Genomic DNA, 14539 nt, shown 5'->3' with positions numbered 1-14539 from the left:
CGGACCTACGGAAGGAGGTAGATCACACCGAACAGGCCGACCCACACGATGTCGACGAAGTGCCAGTAGTAGGACACGACGATCGCCGACGTGGCCTGGGCGGGCGTGAACTTGCTCAGTTTCGTGCGGATGAGCAGGTACACGAAGGCGATGAGCCCGCCGATGACGTGCAGGCCGTGGAACCCGGTGGCGAGGTAGAAGACCGTGCCGAACGGGCCGGACGGGATCGTCATCCCCTCTTCGACCAGGTTGTGGTACTCGTTGGCCTGGCCGCCGACGAAGATCGCGCCCATGATCAACGTGATGATGTACCAGCGGCGCAGCCCGTAGACGTCGCCGCGCTCGGCGGCGAACACCCCGAACTGGCAGGTCAGCGAGGACAGCACGAGGATCACCGTGAACGGGATCGCGTACGCCACGTTGAGGTGGAACTCCTCGCCGTGCAGGCGCGGCGGCCAGGTCTCCCCGACCGGGTTCTGCGCCTTGACGGTGAAGAACATCGCGAACAGTCCGGCGAAGAACATCAGCTCGCTGGACAGCCACACGATGGTGCCGACACTGACCATGTTCGGCCGGTTCAGCGAGTGGACCCGCTGACTGATGGTGGGAGCTGCCGTTGTCACGCGTCGCATTATGTCCTCTCGCACCACCGCTCCGCCGGGTGGGTCCACGGCGAGCCGTCTGCGTTACCGATCACACGGGATGCCCGGGAAGGTGAGAGCTACTCATGGGTTTGGTGAACCGCCTGCTCAACCTGGTCAAGAGGCGCGAAACGCCTGTTCTCGGGCCCGACGACCCCGGCCTGGAGATCGTCGCGGAGGCCTTCGACCCGGTCGTCGCGGACTCCGCCGTGCTCGCGGGTTCACCCGGTTGGGTCAGCACCGCACCGGCCGTCCTGCGGCACCACCTGCTGCTCCCGCCGGACCGGGTCGCCGAAGCGGCGTCGATCCTCGCCCAGGACGGCTACGACCTGCGGGAACAGGCTCCAGCGGGCGAGCTGGTGCGGGTGCACGCGGTGCGCGTCCAGGTGCTCGACGCGCTCCACTGCGCCCAGGAACGGTCCCGGATGGCGGGTCTCGCACAACGTCTGGGCGGCGACGCGCTGGGCTGGGACGCGCTCCAGCCGGAGCCGACCGCGTGATGTCGGTCTCGGCCGATACGATCGCCGGGAAGGCTTTGACGAGACGGAGGCGTGCGCAATGGGCGAGTCGATGCGGGTCCTGGTGTTCAGCCACAAGGCGGAGGTGCGCGAGGCGATCGTGAACGCGGTCGGGCGCCGTCCGGCGGCGGACCTGGCGCGCGTGGACTACGTCGAAGCGGCCGGCATCGCCGACGTGCTGTCCGAGGTGGACGCGGGCAACGTCGACCTGGCCATCCTCGACGGCGAGGCGCAGCCGACCGGCGGCATCGGCCTCTGCCGCCAGCTCAAGGCCGAGATCACCGACTGTCCGCCGATCGTGGTCTCGGTGCGGCGCAAGGACGACCGGTGGCTGGCGACCTGGTCGCAGGCGGACGCCGTGCTGGTGCACCCGCTGGACCCGCTGACCGCCGCGGAGACCGTCGCCGACGTGCTGCGACGGGTCCCCGTCGTGAACGGCTGAGCCCGGTGAGCACCCCGGTCCCCCGCACCTGGCCACCCCTGCTCAAGCAGCTCGTCGCGGGCATCGACCTCTCCGCCGAAGACACGGCGTGGGCGATGGACCAGATCATGAGCGGGGCCGCGAGCCCGGCCCGGATCGCCGGGTTCGCGGTGGCGCTGCGCGCCAAGGGCGAGACGCCCGAGGAGATCGCCGGCATGGCGGCCGCGATGCTGGCGCACGCCCGGCGGGTCGAGCTGGACCGCCCGGCGGTCGACATCGTCGGCACCGGCGGCGACGGCTCGAACTCGGTGAACATCTCGACGATGGCGACGATCGTCACGGCGGCCGCCGGCGCACCGGTGGCCAAGCACGGCAACCGCAGCGCGTCGTCGAAGTCCGGCGCGGCCGACGTCCTCGAGGCGCTCGGCGTGCGGATCAGCCTGCCCCCGGAGGACGTGCGGCGCAGCCTCACCGAGGTCGGCATCGGGTTCTTCCTGGCATCGGCGTTCCACCCGGCCCTGCGCCACGCCGGCCCGGTCCGCAGCGAGCTCGGCATCCCGACGACGTTCAACCTCCTGGGCCCCCTGACCAACCCGGCCCAGCCGGGCGCCGCGGTGATCGGCTGCGCGTACCAGGACAAGACGCAAGTGCTGGCCGAGACGTTCGCCCGCCGCGGCACAACGGCCCTGATCGTCCGCGGCGACGACGGCCTCGACGAGATCACCACGACGACGACGTCGACGGTCTGGGTGGTGACGGGCGGCACGGTGACCGAGCGCTCCCTGGACCCGGCCGACCTGGGCATCCCCCGAGCGACGGCGGACGACCTGCGCGGCGGCGACGCGGCGGCGAACGCGGAGGTGGTCCGCGAGCTGGTGGGCGGCAAGCCGGGCCCGGTCCGCGACGCGGTCCTGATCAACGCGGCCGCCGCGCTGGCGGCGTTCACGGGCTTCTCGGAGTCCTTGGAGGACGATCTGCGGGCCGGTCTGGTGCGGGCCGCGGAGGCGATCGATTCGGGCGCCGCGGCGACGATGCTGGACCGCTGGATCGCGTTCAGCTGACCCCACCGCCTGCTGGCCGGCGAGCGGCGGCCGGGGTGCCGGCACCGGGAGACCGCCGAGCCGGGGCTCCGCCGCCTGCCGGGATGGGCGATGCCGCCGGTGGCCGCTGAGCGGGCGGCGCGTCCGGCACCACCCGCCCGCACCGCCTCCCGGCGCCCGCTCACCCGCGAGCGGTGGGCTCGGGCACCGCCCGCTCCCGCCCCTCCGCAGCGGCAGACCGCCACGTTGGGGTGCCGGCACGCCCACCGCACCCGGCCGGCTCGAACGGGCTGAGGTGCCGCGCTCCCACGAATCGGATCGCAGATGCGCCGCCGGGCCGCCTCAACGCCCCCTCGCGGCGGCCGTAGACCCCGGTGCCGGCAGCGGGAGACCGCCGAGCCGGAGCTCCGCCGCCTGCCGGGATGGGCGATGCCGCCGGTGGCCGCTGAGCGGGCGGCGCGTCCGGCACCACCCGCCCGCACCGCCTCCCGGCGCCCGCTCACCCGCGAGCGGTGGGCTCGGGCACCGCCCGCTCCCGCCCCTCCTCCTCCGTAGCGGCAGCGGCAGACCGCCGGCCCCGTTGCGGTGCCAGTGCCGCCGCCAGGACCGCCAGCATGCCCACCGCCTCCGGCCAGCTCGGGCGGTGGCCGTAGAACGCGATGTCCACCAGGACCGCCACCACCGGGTACAGGTAGGACAGCAGCGCCACCGTCGTGGTCGGGAGCTTGCCGATGCTCGCGTACATCAGCACGTACATCAGTGCCGTGTGGACGGTCCCGAGCAGGACCAGCCACAGCAGCCCCGAAGTCGTCGTCGGCAGCGGCGTGATCAGCAGCAGGGGCGCCAGCACCAGCGCGCCCACCGTCGTCTGCACCGCGGCCAGCAGGTGCGGGCGGATGTGCTTCAGCTGCTTCGCCACAAAGGACGCTCCGGCGTAGAGCACCGCCGCGCCGAGTGCGAGGCCGATTCCCGCCAGCTGCACGGGTTTCCCGTCCTCGCCGTGGGCGGACAGGGAGATCACCGCCACCCCGCCGAACGCGACGGCGGCCCGGGCCAGGTGGCTCTTCGCGACCTTCTCGCCGAGGAACGCGGCCGCCAGGCCGACCAGGATCAGCGGCTGCGTGTGGTAGACGACCGTGCTGACCGAGATCGACGACAGCGCGTACGAGGCGAACAGCAGCACCCAGTTGCCGACCAGGAAGAGCCCGCCCAGCACGGCCAGGCCGAGGTCGCGGCGGGACGGCCGCCACGACTGCAGCCAGCCGCGGGAGAGGCACCACAGCACCAGCAGCGCACCGCCCACGAAGCAGCGGGCGAACGCCACGGCGGGGGCGGCCGCGCCGCTTTCGAGGACGACCGCGCCGATCGTGCCGGACATCGCCATCGCCGCGGACCACTGGAGGAGCGGGCGGGTTTCCGAATTCGTCATACCGATCAGGTTCGTCCTGCCGGCAGCCGCCGACCAGTGTCAGAGATGACAACGACCGCAAACCTTGTGACAGACTGGGCGGCATGGACGTCAACCGGGTCGCGGTGGTGCTCGCCGACCGCGTTTCGCCGTTCGAGCTGGGCGTCGCGTGCGAGGTCTTCGGCACCGACCGCAGCGCCGACGGCATCGAGGGCTGGGACTTCGGCGTCTGCTCGCCGGGCGGGGACGCGGTCGCCAGCTGGTCCGGGTTCGGCCTCGCCGGCCTGCGTGACCTCGACTACGCGGCGGCGGCGGACCTGCTCCTCGTCCCGACGTGCGCACCCCGGACGGCGCCGCCGCCGGAACCGGTCCTGGACGTCCTGCGGGACGCCGCCGGCCGCGGGGCGTGGGTCGCCGGGTTCTGCGCGGGCGTCTTCACGCTGGGCTACGCGGGCCTGCTGGACGGCCGCCGCTGCACGGTCCACTGGGTGTACGAGACGGAGTTCCGCGCGCGCTTCCCGGCGGCCGACGTCGACCCGCAGGCGCTGTACGCCGACGACGGTGGCGTCCTGACCAGCGCGGGCACGGTCGCGGCGGTCGACCTGTGCCTGCACCTGGTCCGCCGGCTGCGCGGGGTCGCGGCGGCCACGACGCTGGCGCGCCGGATGGTCGCGGCCCCGCACCGCGCGGGCGGGCAGGCCCAGTTCGTCCAGGCCCCGGTCCCGGCCTCGGCGGCGGCCGGCGACGCCGTGGTCGCGGAAGCCCTGGAATGGGTCGAGCGGCGGCTGGACCAGCCGTTCACGGTGGCGGAGCTGGCCCGCCGCAGCGGGCTCGGAGAACGGACGTTCCTGCGCCGCTTCTCGGCCGCCACGGGCACGACACCGCACCGGTGGCTGACGGAACGGCGCCTGGACCGCGCCCAGGCCCTGCTGGAGGAGGGCGGGCTGTCGGTGGAGGACATCGCGACGGCCTGCGGCTACGCGTCGGCGGCCGCGTTGCGGCACCAGTTCACGCGGCTGCGCGGCACGAGCCCGTCGTCGTACCGGACGGCGTTCCGGGGCTGAAAACGAAACCGGCCGCCACGCGAGTGCGTGACGGCCGGTTCCGGGAAGAGCTCAGTCGTGCGAAGGACCCGTGTGGTACTCGAACACCAGCCCGCCGATGGTGATGAGCAGCGCGACGAGCGCGATCACCAGCAGCCAGATGTGGAAGAACGCCAGCGCCAGCGCCGCGAGGGCCGCCGTGGCTGCCATCGCGACCGGCCAGTAGCTGCCCGGGCTGAAGAAGCCCAGCTCGCCGGCACCGTCGCTGATCTCGGCGTCTTCGCGGTCTTCCGGCCGCGGCTCGATGCGGCGGGCGACGAACTGCATGTAGCTGCCCGCGAGGAACGCCAGGCCGCCGGTCAGGAACAGCGAGACGATGCCCACCGGCTCCGGGCCGTGGGTCGCGGCCGCCGCGGTCCACACCCAGTACACCGCCGCCATGAACACGGCGAAGGTCGCCACGATGAAGAAGATGCGGGCTTCGGCCTTCATGGGTCTTCCCTACTCCTGTTGTCGCCGGGCGTCAGTTGGACGCGGTGCGGGCCGTGCGGTCGGTGTTGAACGGCTGGGTCGTGACCGCGTGCGGGGTGCACAGCTCGCCGCAGTTCATCTTCGCCAGCGCCTCGGCCGCGGTGAACGACTGACCGGTCGCCGGGTTCGTCTGCTTGCGCAGCCCGATGTACTGGTCGTACTTGTCCGCCGACAGCGCGCGGACCTCGAAGTTCATCACCGAGTGGTAGGTGCCGCACAGCTCCGCGCACCGGCCGACGAAGGAGCCCTCGCGGTCGATCTTGTTCTGGAAGGAGCTGTCCTGGTTGTTCTTCTCCGGGTTCGGCATGACGTCCCGCTTGAAGTGGAACTCCGGGACCCAGAAGGAGTGGATGACGTCGGTGGAGACCAGGTCGTACTGGATGGTCTTGCCGACCGGCAGCACCAGGAGCGGGATCTCGCCGGACGAACCGACGGTGCTCACCTGCTGGCCGTCCGCCCGCTTCGCGGACTCGTCCTCGTACTTGAACTCCCAGTTCCACTGGAACGCCACGACCTGGACCTTGACGTCCGGGTTCGGGATCTTGTCCAGGACCTTCGACTCCGTCGTCGCGGTGAAGAAGAACAGGACGCAGACCATGATCGTCGGCACGACGACCGTGAACAGCTCGAGCGGGATGTTGTACTGGAACTGCCGGGGCAGCTCCTCCGGCTCGCCGTCGACCGTCTTCTTCTTGCGGTGGAACGTCGCGGTCCAGAAGATCAGGGCCCACACGATGACACCGACGACCAGCGCCGCGACCACGGTCCAGGTCCAGAGGTTCCGCATCTGGTTCGCCTGCTCGGTGACACCGACCGGCCAGCCGAACCGCAGGATCTCGTCGCCGGAGCAGCCCGTCGCGGTCAGCGCGACCAGCACGGCCAGCGCGGCGACGCGCACGGTCCGCTTCCCCAGGGTGCGCTCGGGTTGTCCCACTGCGCCTCGCCCTTTCACCCAGAGCCTCCTACGACAGATCTTCGTGACAGGCGGAGCCTAGCCGAGTTGACCGACTCCGCTGACCAAGGGGTAACCGTCGACGCCCGTATTACTCGCCACGGCCTGCCCGGCATACTGGGCTCTTCCCCAGCCCGGTGAAGAACTCCGAAGGTGTGTGAGTACCCGTGTGCGGCCTGCTTGGACTGATCTGCGCGACCGAGACCGGCGCGGCCAACGCGCGTGACGCCGTCGGAGCGGCCATGCGCTGCCAGCGCCACCGCGGCCCCGACGAGCAGGACACGTGGGCCGACGCGGAGGTCGTCTACGGCTTCAACCGGCTCGCGTTCATCGACGTCGAGCACGCGCACCAGCCGCTGGTCTGGGGGCCGCCGGAGGCGCCCGGCCGGTACACGATGAACTTCAACGGCGAGATCTACAACTACCGTGAGCTGCGCGAAGAGCTCGCCGCGCAGCACGGCGCGAAGTTCGAGACCGAAGGCGACGGCGAGGCCATCGTCGCCGGCTTCCACTACCTCGGCGCCGACTGGGTCAAGCGCCTGCGCGGCATGTTCGCCTTCATGATCTGGGACTCGCAGGAGAAGCGCGTCTTCGGCGCCCGCGACCCGTTCGGCATCAAGCCGCTGTTCTACTCGGCCGGCCCCGGCGGGGTGGCGTTCTCCAGCGAGAAGAAGAGCCTGCTGGAGCTGTCGGACGTCCTCGGCGTGGCCCAGGAGCTGGACCGGAAGGCCCTGCAGCACTACCTGGTCCTGCAGTACGTGCCCGAGCCCGAGTCGCTGCACACCGCGATCCGCCGCGTCGAGTCCGGCACGTCGTTCGAGGTGGCCCCCGGCGGTGAGGTGAAGTTCACCCGCTACTTCCACCCGCAGTTCAGCGCGAAGCCGGTGAACACGCAGGCCGAGGCCGAGGAGCTGCACCAGCGCATCGCCGATGTGATGCGCGACTCGGTCGGCAAGCACATGATTTCGGACCCCGACGTCACCGTCGGCGCGTTCCTCTCCGGCGGCATCGACTCCACGGCCACCGCCACGCTGGCCAAGGAGCACAACCCGAACCTGATCGCGTTCACCACCGGGTTCGAGCGCGAGGGCTATTCCGAGGTCGACGTCGCCGCCGAGTCCGCCGCCGCGATCGGCGTGAAGCACGTGGTCCGGACGGTCACGGCGGACGAGATGATGGAGGTGCTGCCGCTCATCGTCTGGTACCTCGACGACCCGGTGGCCGACCCCGCGCTGGTCCCGCTGTGGTTCATCGCCCGCGAAGCCCGCAAGCACGTCAAGGCGGTGCTTTCGGGCGAGGGCGCGGACGAGCTGTTCGGCGGCTACACGATCTACAACGAGCCGATCTCGCTGGCGCCGTTCGAGAAGATCCCGGGCGGCATGCGCAAGCTCATCGGCAAGGTGTCGACGAAGATCCCGGAAGGCACCCGCGGCAAGGACCTGCTCCGCCGCGGCGCGCTGCCGCTGGAGGACCGCTACTACGGCAACGCCCGCAACTTCCGCGACGACCAGCTGCGCAACGTCCTTCGCACGTACCAGGAAGGCGTGGGCTTCAAGGACGTCACGGCGCCCTGGTACGACGTCTCGCGCGGCTGGGACCCGGTGGCCCGCATGCAGCACGTCGACCTCTACACGTGGCTGCGCGGCGACATCCTGGTCAAGGCCGACAAGGTGACGATGGCGAACTCGCTGGAGCTGCGGGTGCCGTTCCTCGACGCCGAGGTGTTCAAGGTCGCGGCGTCCATCCCGCTGGACCAGAAGCTGGCCCACGGCACCACGAAGTACGCGCTGCGCCAGGCACTGGCCAAGATCATCCCGGCCCACGTGCTGAACCGCCGCAAGCTCGGCTTCCCGGTCCCGATCCGGCTGTGGCTGCGCAACGAGATGTACGACTGGGCTCGCGGGATCATCAACGATTCCCGGACCGAGGAGCTGCTGGACAAGAAGGCGATCCTGGCGCTGCTGGAGGAGCACAAGGCGGGCCAGCTCGACCGCAGCCGCCAGCTGTGGGCGCTGATCGTGTTCATGCTGTGGCACGGCATCTTCGTCGAGCACCGCATCAAGCCCGAGGTCCCGGAGCCGGTCTACCCGGTCAAGCTCTGAGTTTTCCGACGGAGAAGGCCCCGCACCGGATCGGTGCGGGGCCTTCTCCGTTCCGGGCTCAGGCCGCGGGCAGGACCGCGGAGATCTCGTCCGCCGCGTCCGGGCCGAAGGCCTCGCCGATGCGGGCCAGGGCGTCCGCGCGGTCGAACGTCCACTCCTGGGTACCGATCGTCTCCAGGACCAGGACCGCGATCAGCGAGCCGAGCTGGGCCGCGCGCTCGACGTTCAACCCGCCGTCGAGGCCGGCCAGGAAGCCCGCGCGGAAGCCGTCGCCGACGCCCGTCGGGTCGGCCTTCGCACGCTCCGGGACCGCGCCGATCTGCAGGGCGGTGCCGTCCTTGCCGACGATCTCGACGCCCTTCTCGCCCAGCGTCGTGATCCGCATGCCGACCTGCGCGAGGACGTCGGCCTCGGTCCAGCCGGTCTTCTGGAGCAGCAGCTCCCACTCGTAGTCGTTGCTGAACAGGTACTTCGCGCCGGCGACGAAGTCTCGGGCCTGCTCGCCGCTCATGCGGGCCAGCTGCTGCGACGGGTCGACGGCGAAGGCGTACCCGCGCTGGCGGCACTCCTCCGCGTGGCGGACCATGCCCTCCGGGTCGTCCGGGCTGATCAGCACCAGGCTGAGCTCCCCGGCGCGCTCGGCGATCGGCTGCAGCTCGATGTTGCGGGACTCGGCCATCGCACCCGCGTAGAACGTCGCGATCTGGCAGAGGTCCTCGTCGGTGGTGCAGACGAACCGCGCGGTGTGCGCGACCTCCGAGACGTGCACGCCGGAGGTGTCGACACCGTGGCGCTCCAGCCAGGAGCGGTAGTCGGCGAAGTCGGCGCCGACGGCGCCCACGAGGACCGGCTGCACGCCGAGCACCCCGAGCCCGAAAGCGATGTTGGCGCCGATACCGCCGCGCCGGACCACGAGGTCGTCGGCGAGGAAGCTCAGGGAAACCCGGTGCAGCTGCTCCGCGACCAGCTGCTCCGCGAACCTGCCCGGGAAGTGCATGAGGTGGTCGGTCGCGATACTGCCGGACACCGCGATCCTGGCCCTGTCTGCCACCGGCTGCTCCTTTGTGTTCGACCTCACGGCAAAAGGCGCGAAGTTACCCCCGGGTCATGACCCATCCGGGTAGTTCGCGCGCGCCCACCCGACACTACCGGCTGGTACTCCTTCTCCAGTCGAATCGCGATCAATACCGTGAAGAATCGTGAACGTCGCCACCGAACCCGAGACCCTGTCCGAGCTGATCGCCGACTGCGCCCTCATCCCCGAGACGCTGCAGGCCGAGCGCCTGCCGCGGCCCCGCGTCACGGCCAAGCCGTGGCGGGTCGACGAGGCGTGCCACGCCCAGGTGGCCGAGCTCGACGCGTACGTGTAAGCCCGCAGGAACGAAGAAGGCCCCGCCCTCCTTGCGGAGGACGGGGCCTTTCTCACGCTTCGCTCAGTGGAACGAGTCGCCACAAGCGCAGGAACCGGTCGCGTTCGGGTTGTCGATCGTGAAGCCCTGCTTCTCGATCGTGTCCACGAAGTCGATGACGGCTTCCGACACGTACGGGGCGCTCATCCGGTCCACGGCGACCTGGAGGCCGTCGAAGTCGCGGAACAGGTCGCCGTCGAGCTTGCGCTCGTCGAAGAACAGCTGGTAGCGCAGGCCCGCGCAGCCACCGGGCTGGACGGCGATGCGCAGGTGCATGTCGTCGCGGCCCTCCTGCTCGAGCAGGGCCCTCGCCTTGGAAGCCGCGGCGTCGGTCAGCGTGACGCCGTGGGTCTCTTCGGCGGTCTCGGCCTGCGTCGCGCCGGCGTGCTCAGCGGTCGTCATGGCACTCCCTCTAAGTTCGAACTCACTGCGGATACTCCTCGTGCTGACGTCTTCAACACCCGGAGCGTCCGATCTGTTCCCCCACCATGGTCGCACATCGATCGACCTGGTGAACGGCGGCGTGACGCCTGCAATACCCTGGTGAGGTGAGGTTCCTGCGCCGAAGCACCACAGACACCGCCGCCGACGAGCCGGAGTCGGCGGACGCCGTCGACGTCGCGGGCAAGTCGTTCACGCCCGGTAAGGGCAAGGCCACGCCCAAGCGTCGAGACGCGGAGGCGAAGAAGCGCGGCCCGGTGGCGCCACCGCCGACCACCATGCGTGAGGCGATGAAGCGCAACAAGGAACTGCGCAAGTCGAACCCGCAGACGAAGGACGACCGCCGCGCGGCCGCCAAGCTCCGCCGCGACCGCATGATGGCGGGTGACGACAAGTACCTGCTCCCGCGCGACCGCGGGCCGGTCAAGGCGTACGTCCGCGACCTGGTCGACACCCGGCGCAACCTGCTGGGCCTGTTCATGCCGCTGGCGATCGTGGTGTTCCTGGCCCTGCTGGTGCCGCTGCCCCAGGTCCAGTCGTACATCACGCTGCTGTGCACGGCGATGCTGCTGGTGATGGCGATCGAGGGCTTCGTCAACGGCCGCAAGATCGCGAAGCTGGTGCGGGAGAAGTTCCCGAAGGAGACGGTCAACGGCCGTTCGATCGGCTGGTACGCGTTCGTCCGGGCTTCCCAGATCCGGCGCCTGCGGGTGCCCAAGCCGCGGCTGAAGCCGGGGGACGCGATCCCGAACTGAGCAGGCTTCGAGAAGCCGGGTCGAGCGGTGCGCGACCCGGCTTCTTGCTGTCCACGACCGGTCCGAGGCTCGCGGGAACCGACGGATCCGCTGCCACGAAGGCCATGAACGACCTGTTCACCTCGCCGGCACCGGGCGTCGGGGTCTCGCAGCGCTGAAGGTCCCCTTCGCGCACCCCGGCGCGGCCGAACCAGCCCCCGCCCCGGACCACAGCGCCTCCGCAAAGGCCATGAACGACCTGTTCACCTCGCCAGGCGTCAGGAACGACTCGTTCATGACGTCCACGACCCAGCCCGCACGTAGTCGCCAGGGAGCGGACGAGGCTGGAGTCACTCCAGGGTCGTTAGCAAAGCAAACGATTACCGCCTAAGCTCGGCACCATGGAGTTTCGTCGTCTCGGCCGCAGCGGCCTCAACGTCAGTGAGATCTCGTACGGGAACTGGCTCACCCACGGTTCCCAGGTCGAGGAAGACCAGGCCCACGCCTGCATCAAGGCCGCGCTCGACGCCGGCATCACCACCTTCGACACCGCCGACGTCTACGCCAACACCGCCGCCGAATCGGTGCTCGGCCGCGGTCTCAAGGGGCAGCGGCGGGAAAGCCTGGAGATCTTCACCAAGGTCTTCTGGCCCACCGGTCCCAAGGGCCCCAACGACAAGGGCCTGTCCCGCAAGCACATCATGGAGTCGGCGAACGCGTCCCTGCAGCGGCTGGGCACCGACTACGTCGACCTCTACCAGGCGCACCGCTTCGACCGGACCGTCCCGCTCGAAGAGACCATGCTCGCCTTCGCCGACCTCGTCCGCCAGGGCAAGGTGCTCTACGTCGGCGTCTCCGAGTGGACCGCCGAGCAGATCAGCCGCGGTGCCGCCCTCGCGCGCGAGCTGAAGATCCCCTTCGTCTCCAACCAGCCGCAGTACAACATGCTCTGGCGCGTCATCGAGGACCAGGTCATCCCCGCCTCCGAGCGCGAAGGCCTCAGCCAGATCGTCTGGTCGCCGATCGCGCAGGGCGTCCTGACCGGCAAGTACAAGCCCGGCGCCGACTACCCCGCCGGCTCGCGGGCCACCGACGAGAAGGGCGGCGCCAACATGGTCGCCCGCTTCCTCGACGAGAACGTCCTCAAGCGCGTGGCCGAGCTCGAGCCGCTCGCGAAGCAGGCCGACCTGTCCCTCGCGCAGCTCGCCGTCGCGTGGGTGCTGCAGAACCCGAACGTCGCCTCGGCGATCATCGGGGCTTCGCGGCCGGAGCAGGTGCACGAGAACGTCAAGGCCGCCGGCAAGAAGCTCGACGCCGACCTGCTGAGCGCCATCGACGACGTCCTCGGCGACGTCGTCGAGCGCGACGCGAGCCTGACGAAGAGCCCCTAGTCCTGGTTGATCCGGCCCTGGATCGGCACCCCGAGGTCGAACGCGTCCTCGGGGGCCATCCGGGGCTCCAGGCCGAACCCGCGCAGGAGGCGGCTGGCGCCCGCCAGCCGGTCGCCGCCTCGCCCGGGCACCCGCGACGGCGCGACGCCGTGCGAGACCAGCAGCGTCTCGACCTCGTCGATCAGCCGGTACGGGTCGAACTCACCCACGAGCCCAGGTCTTCCCGGTGATCCGCTCGTAGACCTCGGTGTAGCGCTGCCGCGTCTGCTCGACGATCTCCGCCGGGATCTCCGGCCCGGGGTCGGTCTGGTCCCAGCCCGTCGTCATCGACCAGTCGCGCACGAACTGCTTGTCGAAGGCGTGCTGCGGGCGGCCCGGCTCCCACTCGTCGGCGGGCCAGAACCGCGAGGAGTCCGACGTCAGGACCTCGTCGCCGAGGGTCAGCGTGCCGTCGGCGTCGAAGCCGAACTCCAGCTTCGTGTCGGCGATGATGACGCCGTGGGCGGCGGCGTGCTCCGCGCCCTTCGTGTAGATCTCCAGCGTCAGCTCGCAAAGCCGCTTCGCGGTGTCCTCGCCGATGTCGTTCAAAACTTCGTCGAAGGTCATGAACTCGTCGTGCCCGGTGTCGGACTCCTTGGTCGTCGGCGTGAAGATCGGCTCCGGCAGCTTGTCGCCCTCGACCAGGCCCGGCGGCAGCGCGACGCCCGAGATCTTGCCGTCGCGCCGGTATTCCCGCAGGCCCAGGCCCGCGAGGTAACCGCGGGCGATGCACTCGACCTTGACCATCTTCAGCGGCTTGCAGCGCATCGCGCGCCCGGCGAACTCCGCCGGCACGTCGGTGGTGGACACGACGTGGTTCGGCACGACCGCGGCCATCTTGTCGAACCACCACGCGGAGAGCTGGTTGAGCAGCTTGCCCTTGTCCGGGATCAGCGTCGGCAGCGCCACGTCGTAGACCGAGACCCGGTCGGACGCGACCAGCAGGATGTCCCCGCCGTCGAGCTCGTACAGGTCGCGGACCTTGCCCGCGTGGATCTTCTTCATTCGCCGTCCTCAGTCGTGTACTCGTAGAAAACCCAGTGGTCGGGCAAGGCGGCGGACTCACCGTACTCGACGACCGTCCCGTCGGCCGCCAGGAAGGTGCTCCGGCCGAGCAGCACCGCCGCCCCTTCGGGCAGCCCCAGTTCGCGGGCTTCCTCGCCGCTCGCCTGGCCCGCCGCGTGCCGTTCCTGCGTCGTCACGATCCTGGTGCCCAGCCGCGCGGCCGCGTAGGCGGAGGTGCCCTCGACGATCCGCTCGGCGACCAGCAGCGCCGGCGCCTTGGCCGACAGCGTGCCGTCGAACCACGACGTCGACGTCGACAGCGGCCGCGAATCCGGCCCGTACGTGGTGCGCTGCCGCCGGACCGCCGGGGCGCCCTCTTCCAGGCCCAGCGCGGCCGCGGCGCGCTCGGACGCGGGCTCGAGCCCGGCCGCGCGGATCACCGCGTAGTGACCGGGCGGGTAGATCCGCCCGGTGCGCCCGGCGGCGGCCGAGCGGTCGCGGGCCGTGCGGTGCAGGCCGCCGCGGTCGACGACCGTGCCGACGCCGCGCACGGGCCGCACCAGGCCCTGCGAACGCAGGGTGGCGAGCACCTTGGTGGCCGTCGCCATGGCGACGGCCCACGTGCGCGCGATTTCGCGGGCGGACGGCACGGCGTCGCCCTCCTGCAGCCGGCCGGACAGGATGTCGTCACGGATCCGGCCCGCGATCTGCAGGTACGGCGGCTCTGGACGGTCGAGGGTGGGCACGGCAGCTCCTCACGGGGACTAACGCACAAGTGTTCTAGCACGCCAGGGTGTCGGAGACAAAGCCCTGATCAGAACCACCCAGGTGTACTAGTACACGCGCTGGACTGCGCTCTAGTAC

General features: G+C 70.6%; 17 protein-coding genes. 8 read left to right on the top strand and 9 right to left on the bottom strand.

Annotation, left to right across the window (positions count from 1 at the left end; translation table 11 throughout):
* Nucleotides 1-5 precede the first annotated feature (5 nt).
* Nucleotides 6-632: a heme-copper oxidase subunit III gene (locus ACLJQM_RS43080; RefSeq protein ID WP_247025237.1), complete on the bottom strand. Its 627-nt coding sequence runs from the start codon at nucleotides 630-632 to the stop codon at nucleotides 6-8.
* Between the two features lie 95 nt (nucleotides 633-727).
* On the opposite strand from ACLJQM_RS43080, the gene ACLJQM_RS43075 reads away from it, so the two are divergent.
* From ACLJQM_RS43075 to trpD, 3 genes are read left to right on the top strand one after another with little or no spacing between them, the layout of a single operon-like run.
* Nucleotides 728-1141, top strand: a complete 414-nt coding sequence (locus tag ACLJQM_RS43075) for a ribonuclease E inhibitor RraB (protein WP_247012556.1) — start codon at nucleotides 728-730, stop codon at nucleotides 1139-1141.
* A 58-nt stretch (nucleotides 1142-1199) separates the two neighbouring features.
* Entirely contained in the window at nucleotides 1200-1601 is a 402-nt protein-coding gene (locus ACLJQM_RS43070; RefSeq protein WP_160695548.1) for a hypothetical protein, read from the top strand.
* Nucleotides 1602-1606: 5 nt separating this feature from the next.
* On the top strand, nucleotides 1607-2641 hold the full coding sequence (trpD, locus tag ACLJQM_RS43065; protein ID WP_410636078.1) for an anthranilate phosphoribosyltransferase: 1035 nt from the start codon (nucleotides 1607-1609) through the stop codon (nucleotides 2639-2641).
* A gap of 478 nt (nucleotides 2642-3119) precedes the next feature.
* On the opposite strand, the gene ACLJQM_RS43060 is transcribed toward trpD, so the two are convergent.
* The gene (locus ACLJQM_RS43060; RefSeq protein WP_410636077.1) at nucleotides 3120-4049 is read right to left on the bottom strand and encodes a DMT family transporter; all 930 of its coding nucleotides are present in this window, start codon (nucleotides 4047-4049) and stop codon (nucleotides 3120-3122) included.
* Nucleotides 4050-4132: 83 nt separating this feature from the next.
* Here ACLJQM_RS43060 and ACLJQM_RS43055 point away from each other — a divergent pair, with 83 nt between their 5' ends.
* On the top strand, nucleotides 4133-5092 hold the full coding sequence (locus ACLJQM_RS43055) for a GlxA family transcriptional regulator (protein ID WP_410636076.1): 960 nt from the start codon (nucleotides 4133-4135) through the stop codon (nucleotides 5090-5092).
* A gap of 51 nt (nucleotides 5093-5143) precedes the next feature.
* On the opposite strand, the gene ACLJQM_RS43050 is transcribed toward ACLJQM_RS43055, so the two are convergent.
* Nucleotides 5144-5563: a cytochrome c oxidase subunit 4 gene (locus tag ACLJQM_RS43050; protein ID WP_247012564.1), complete on the bottom strand. Its 420-nt coding sequence runs from the start codon at nucleotides 5561-5563 to the stop codon at nucleotides 5144-5146.
* A gap of 31 nt (nucleotides 5564-5594) precedes the next feature.
* On the bottom strand, nucleotides 5595-6536 hold the full coding sequence (gene coxB / locus ACLJQM_RS43045) for a cytochrome c oxidase subunit II (protein WP_247012566.1): 942 nt from the start codon (nucleotides 6534-6536) through the stop codon (nucleotides 5595-5597).
* 185 nt (nucleotides 6537-6721) lie between these two features.
* On the opposite strand from coxB, the gene asnB reads away from it, so the two are divergent.
* A complete protein-coding gene (gene asnB / locus ACLJQM_RS43040) occupies nucleotides 6722-8656 on the top strand; it encodes an asparagine synthase (glutamine-hydrolyzing) (RefSeq protein ID WP_360784389.1) in 1935 nt (644 codons plus the stop codon).
* A gap of 58 nt (nucleotides 8657-8714) precedes the next feature.
* Here the strand turns inward: asnB and ACLJQM_RS43035 are convergent, their stop codons facing one another.
* Nucleotides 8715-9707 (bottom strand): carbohydrate kinase family protein, encoded by a 993-nt coding sequence (locus tag ACLJQM_RS43035; protein WP_360784386.1) that lies wholly within the window; start codon nucleotides 9705-9707, stop codon nucleotides 8715-8717.
* Between the two features lie 148 nt (nucleotides 9708-9855).
* On the opposite strand from ACLJQM_RS43035, the gene ACLJQM_RS43030 reads away from it, so the two are divergent.
* Complete coding sequence (locus ACLJQM_RS43030) at nucleotides 9856-10026, top strand: hypothetical protein (RefSeq protein ID WP_410636075.1); 171 nt, start codon at nucleotides 9856-9858, stop codon at nucleotides 10024-10026.
* Between the two features lie 63 nt (nucleotides 10027-10089).
* On the opposite strand, the gene ACLJQM_RS43025 is transcribed toward ACLJQM_RS43030, so the two are convergent.
* A complete protein-coding gene (locus ACLJQM_RS43025) occupies nucleotides 10090-10467 on the bottom strand; it encodes a HesB/IscA family protein (protein WP_360784380.1) in 378 nt (125 codons plus the stop codon).
* A 146-nt stretch (nucleotides 10468-10613) separates the two neighbouring features.
* On the opposite strand from ACLJQM_RS43025, the gene ACLJQM_RS43020 reads away from it, so the two are divergent.
* Together ACLJQM_RS43020 and ACLJQM_RS43015 are read left to right on the top strand one after the other, a co-directional pair.
* Complete coding sequence (locus ACLJQM_RS43020; protein ID WP_247012576.1) at nucleotides 10614-11261, top strand: DUF3043 domain-containing protein; 648 nt, start codon at nucleotides 10614-10616, stop codon at nucleotides 11259-11261.
* 380 nt (nucleotides 11262-11641) lie between these two features.
* Nucleotides 11642-12631 carry an aldo/keto reductase family protein gene (locus ACLJQM_RS43015; protein WP_247012578.1) on the top strand — a complete coding sequence of 330 codons (990 nt, stop codon included), beginning with the start codon at nucleotides 11642-11644 and terminating at the stop codon, nucleotides 12629-12631.
* Here the strand turns inward: ACLJQM_RS43015 and ACLJQM_RS43010 are convergent.
* Genes ACLJQM_RS43010 through ACLJQM_RS43000 form a run of 3 tightly spaced genes read right to left on the bottom strand, consistent with a single transcriptional unit; the run spans nucleotide 12628 to nucleotide 14421 of the window.
* On the bottom strand, nucleotides 12628-12840 hold the full coding sequence (locus ACLJQM_RS43010) for a hypothetical protein (RefSeq protein ID WP_247012580.1): 213 nt from the start codon (nucleotides 12838-12840) through the stop codon (nucleotides 12628-12630). The genes ACLJQM_RS43015 and ACLJQM_RS43010 overlap by 4 nt on opposite strands.
* Entirely contained in the window at nucleotides 12833-13675 is an 843-nt protein-coding gene (locus tag ACLJQM_RS43005; protein WP_410636074.1) for a phosphoribosylaminoimidazolesuccinocarboxamide synthase, read from the bottom strand. Before ACLJQM_RS43005 ends, ACLJQM_RS43010 begins: the two co-directional genes overlap by 8 nt.
* Nucleotides 13672-14421 carry a GntR family transcriptional regulator gene (locus tag ACLJQM_RS43000; protein WP_247012584.1) on the bottom strand — a complete coding sequence of 250 codons (750 nt, stop codon included), beginning with the start codon at nucleotides 14419-14421 and terminating at the stop codon, nucleotides 13672-13674. The genes ACLJQM_RS43005 and ACLJQM_RS43000 overlap by 4 nt, the downstream gene beginning before the upstream one ends.
* Nucleotides 14422-14539: the final 118 nt, after the last annotated feature.

The organism is Amycolatopsis sp. cmx-4-83 (genome assembly GCF_046548815.1).
Classification (GTDB): Bacteria; Actinomycetota; Actinomycetes; order Mycobacteriales; family Pseudonocardiaceae; genus Amycolatopsis; species Amycolatopsis pretoriensis_A.
This window is presented reverse-complemented; position numbering and strand designations above follow the sequence as displayed.

Bases quoted from the DNA above. Each gene is read 5' to 3' on its own strand.
- ACLJQM_RS43060 (WP_410636077.1), bottom strand. From the start codon at position 4,049: ATGACGAATTCGGAAACCCGCCCGCTCCTCCAGTGGTCCGCGGCGATG.
- ACLJQM_RS43025 (WP_360784380.1), bottom strand. From the start codon at position 10,467: ATGACGACCGCTGAGCACGCCGGCGCGACGCAGGCCGAGACCGCCGAA.
- ACLJQM_RS43070 (WP_160695548.1), top strand. From the start codon at position 1,200: ATGGGCGAGTCGATGCGGGTCCTGGTGTTCAGCCACAAGGCGGAGGTG.
- ACLJQM_RS43005 (WP_410636074.1), bottom strand. From the start codon at position 13,675: ATGAAGAAGATCCACGCGGGCAAGGTCCGCGACCTGTACGAGCTCGAC.
- ACLJQM_RS43050 (WP_247012564.1), bottom strand. From the start codon at position 5,563: ATGAAGGCCGAAGCCCGCATCTTCTTCATCGTGGCGACCTTCGCCGTG.
- ACLJQM_RS43015 (WP_247012578.1), top strand. From the start codon at position 11,642: ATGGAGTTTCGTCGTCTCGGCCGCAGCGGCCTCAACGTCAGTGAGATC.
- ACLJQM_RS43055 (WP_410636076.1), top strand. From the start codon at position 4,133: ATGGACGTCAACCGGGTCGCGGTGGTGCTCGCCGACCGCGTTTCGCCG.
- ACLJQM_RS43075 (WP_247012556.1), top strand. From the start codon at position 728: ATGGGTTTGGTGAACCGCCTGCTCAACCTGGTCAAGAGGCGCGAAACG.
- ACLJQM_RS43080 (WP_247025237.1), bottom strand. From the start codon at position 632: ATGCGACGCGTGACAACGGCAGCTCCCACCATCAGTCAGCGGGTCCAC.